This is a genomic window from Hyphomonas beringensis, from assembly GCF_000682755.1.
Taxonomy (GTDB): Bacteria; Pseudomonadota; Alphaproteobacteria; order Caulobacterales; family Hyphomonadaceae; genus Hyphomonas; species Hyphomonas beringensis.
Window position 1 is genome coordinate 1 of record NZ_AWFF01000074.1, and the last position, 3,366, is coordinate 3,366.

Below are 3,366 nucleotides of genomic sequence, written 5' to 3' on the forward strand. Positions count from 1 at the left end.
TTGGGGCCGCACATGGAGCAGAAATGGGCGAGCTTGTGGGCTGTACTCGCAACGTCCGCGGCGCTACAGGCTTAGGCCATGTTGATCAGGCCGCCCCGGAAGAGGGCTTGCAGGTGGCTGATGATCGTCTGCGGAGGGGATGCCCCGGTTTCCTGGTTCCAGGCGAGGACCTCCGGCACGGAGAAATCCGCCCTATGGGCGGCGATCTTTTTCAGGACCGGGGCGAAATCTGCTGGCATGTGCAACAGGCCCCGGTCATTCGGGATCACGATTTTGCCGTTCGCCTCGACAAACCGCAGGGGCGGCAGGGCAACGATGAAGCGTGTGTTCGCGCTGGCGCCGGGCAGGGCGCGCTCCGCCTCGGGCGTCCAGCCGGTATAGGGTTCGCTGACCAGGCTGTGCAGCCATGGCAGCTTTATGTCGTCCGAAGACTGCAGTATACTGTCGATCTGATCGCGCAGCTCTGTGAGGCGCTCGCGGATATAGGTTTTGGACGGATCAGGTATGTCGCCGGTGATGGGGTCAAGCCCGGCCGGCGGGCCGCCGCGCCAATTGCCGTCTGCGGCCGCGAAATCATGCAAGACCGGCGCGAGCAGGGTGTAGAAGTTTCGCGGCGCGAAATAGAGATTGATCGCCAGCGACACGCCGATGCCCTTTGCGGCATGCCACGCGCCCGCGGGCAGGCATAGCAGGTCGCCCGCCTGCAGATTGACCTCATGAATCTCCAGCTCCGGCGGCAGGGTGCCGACGTCGATGTCAGCAGGCTCTGCGCGCCCATCGCGGAAGACGGCATTATTGTCAGGCCACGGCTTCGCCGCCTTGGTGGAATAGAGCCATCTCTTGCTGCCGGCGATCTGGATGGATGTGGCCACCCGCCGGTCATAATGCATCGGCAGGCCGCCGCCCTCCGGAGAGATGTAGCAATTGGCGCCGACCGTGCCGGAGAAATTCAGCTGTGAACGGACGGCCTGCGCCCACTGCGCAAGACCGGGGTCGGCCATGTGAATGTTGGTAATGCAGATCGTCGCGCCCTTGTTGAGCAGGTTCCCCGTCTCATCGATGCTGCACGGGAAAAGCGATTTGGAGCTGCCATCGCGCTCGCCGCCGGCATAGGACGCCATCAGATTGAAGCGCGGGTCTGTGAGGGAGCGGCCGCGCGCCAGGGCGAGGCGGAGTTTCTCCCAGCTGAAGATTTGGGCAAACTTGTCGGGGTGGCCTTCGACGTGGAGCGAGGTGCGGGCGAAATACTGGTCCACAAAGGCGCCCGGCGTGATGGGCGCGATCAGCGATGCCAGCGCGTCACCCTGCCGGGCAGGGGCCTCTCCGGCAGGCGCTGCGCCGCCATCGTCCAGAGGGGTAGGGCCGAGCAGGCAGTTGAAATCATTCAGATTCATGGGGTGTCGCTAACGGCATCTCGTGAAGGGCGGGGCTGGGCCGAGCCTATCCGAGTTGATTTCAGGGATCAATCACACCGGGAATGCCGCTGCGCTCTGTCGCCGGGAGGGGGCCGCCGCAGCGTGGCAAACTGAGGGGCGAGCAGAGCGGGCTAGTAATGCGGCGGGGGACGGTCCACGGGGGCGGCCTGGCCGGCGGATTGTTCGGCATCCGCGACACGCTCGGCAAGGCGCTCGACGCGGCGCTCCAGCCGCTCGATCAGCTGCCATTGGGCCGTGATGGCCGCGTTGAGGTCCTCAATCGTCTGGTCCTGATGGACCACACGCATTTCAAGCTCGTCGAGGCGGGCGGAGTCCGGGGAAGGGCTGTCTGTCATGGGGGAGGGATTAGCGCTGCTGGCGGGGCGTGGCAATGTCGAGCTGGTGGGTGGAGACAGTGGCTGCAGCAGTAATGTGCGGGGTAGGGTGGGCCTGAGCTACGCAGTACCCGCTACACCTGCTTACAGAGAGGTCGTATGCTGAGTACTGCTTTGCCTGTTGTTCGATAGCTTCTAATCGTCTTCATCAGTCCAATCGATAGAATCTAGCACTATGTCTTCGACGTCAGACCGGATCAATTTACCGGTCGACGAAAGAGTAGTTTTCCATACTACGGAAAAATCGGCGCTTCCATACTCGACAAACTTCTTTGTGGTCCCAGTGGGAGAGTATCCTGAAAGAGCGTTGTAGGCTGCAGGCTCATCGCTCAAGCCTACAGACGAGGAAGAGGGTGAAGATTTTGATAGCAGCGCCGCCAGTGCGTTTATGGTAGCGGCGTAAGGTATGTCACTTTTAGAGGTGTCTATGCTCGGCACTTCTTTTTCGGCTTTGAGTTTTATGGTCACACCCGAGGAGAACGTCAAAGTTTGGGCCTGCTTTGACAAAAATGTGGGTGTATCAATAAAAAACTTACGATCGACTATAGTGAAGGATTGGTCAGGGTGCGATCGTACTTCTGGGAATGCTAACAAACGGTCAGAAATGCCTTTTTTGTAGTAGAGGCTTCCATCTTCGCCTTTTGCAAAGAAGACTTTGGTTGCCTCTGGAATTATCCGCTCCAAGTCTCCTTGGCTTAAATGGGCTCCGATTGCGGTTAGTTTGGTCCGCAATTCGTCCAGGTTTTTTACTACAGTCACATTGTGCAAGTTTCCTAGTCTAGAGTTCGCGGCTAATTCTAACAGATCATCAGATGAAACTAGGAAAAGTCGGCAGGTCTGTGGTGAGCTGGGAGCTGCATCCACCAACTGAGAAAAGGCCTCCAGAATAACGGCATCTCGAAATCCCTTTTCAGTTTTATCGTTGGAAAAAGGAGGTTGCCTTAAAGTCGACGCTTCCACCACTTTGGCCCAATCGACTTTTGTGTAGTCCACACTAAAATCTTCAACGCCTAGTCTCTTCTTGTCCGCTGCTATTACATTCATGACTCTGTCACTGAGAATTTCTTCAGTCAGAGCCAAGTTATGACCAATTAATTTTTCCAAGCGAGCGAGCGGAATAAGCAAATTCACGGCTTTAGTTTTCATTTGTCGAAAACGTTCAGCACTCACGACATCTGGTAGTATCCAGTCGATATGCAGTCCGGTTTCTTTTGCTGCAGTCGCAATCAGCCTTTCCGCGCCGTGCGAGAATAACCGAGCTTCATCTTCTGTGAAAAGTACGTTGGTGTCCAACATTACTTTAACTTTTGGAGGCCGACTGGCCGCGATATCCTTAGACACAACAATCACCGCTTAGATGGAAGGACTTTCTATCTATTCTGGTGGTTCTGATAAGTAAATCTTCCCGCCCTTCTCCATAAACTCGCGGCTCTTTTCGTCCATCCCCTTCCGCGCCTCTGCCGCCTGCTTCTCTAGGTCGTTCCGTTCGTTCTCGCTCATCCCCGCCGCATACTCGCGCACCTCCGCGGTGATCTTCATGCTGCAGAATTTGGGGC

Annotated in this window: 4 protein-coding genes; all 4 read right to left on the reverse strand. The window is 57.2% G+C overall.

What is annotated here, in order from left to right:
* Positions 1-71: 71 nt before the first annotated feature.
* Positions 72-1,394, reverse strand: a complete 1,323-nt coding sequence (locus HY29_RS15405) for a JmjC domain-containing protein (RefSeq protein WP_034798569.1) — start codon at positions 1,392-1,394, stop codon at positions 72-74.
* Positions 1,395-1,546: 152 nt separating this feature from the next.
* A complete protein-coding gene (locus tag HY29_RS15410) occupies positions 1,547-1,771 on the reverse strand; it encodes a SlyX family protein (RefSeq protein ID WP_034798571.1) in 225 nt (74 codons plus the stop codon).
* A 174-nt stretch (positions 1,772-1,945) separates the two neighbouring features.
* Positions 1,946-3,151: a PIN domain-containing protein gene (locus tag HY29_RS15415; protein WP_162176747.1), complete on the reverse strand. Its 1,206-nt coding sequence runs from the start codon at positions 3,149-3,151 to the stop codon at positions 1,946-1,948.
* A 33-nt stretch (positions 3,152-3,184) separates the two neighbouring features.
* Positions 3,185-3,366, reverse strand: a 182-nt coding sequence (locus HY29_RS19000; protein WP_155838380.1) for a hypothetical protein, incomplete at its 5' end; no start/stop codon positions are given.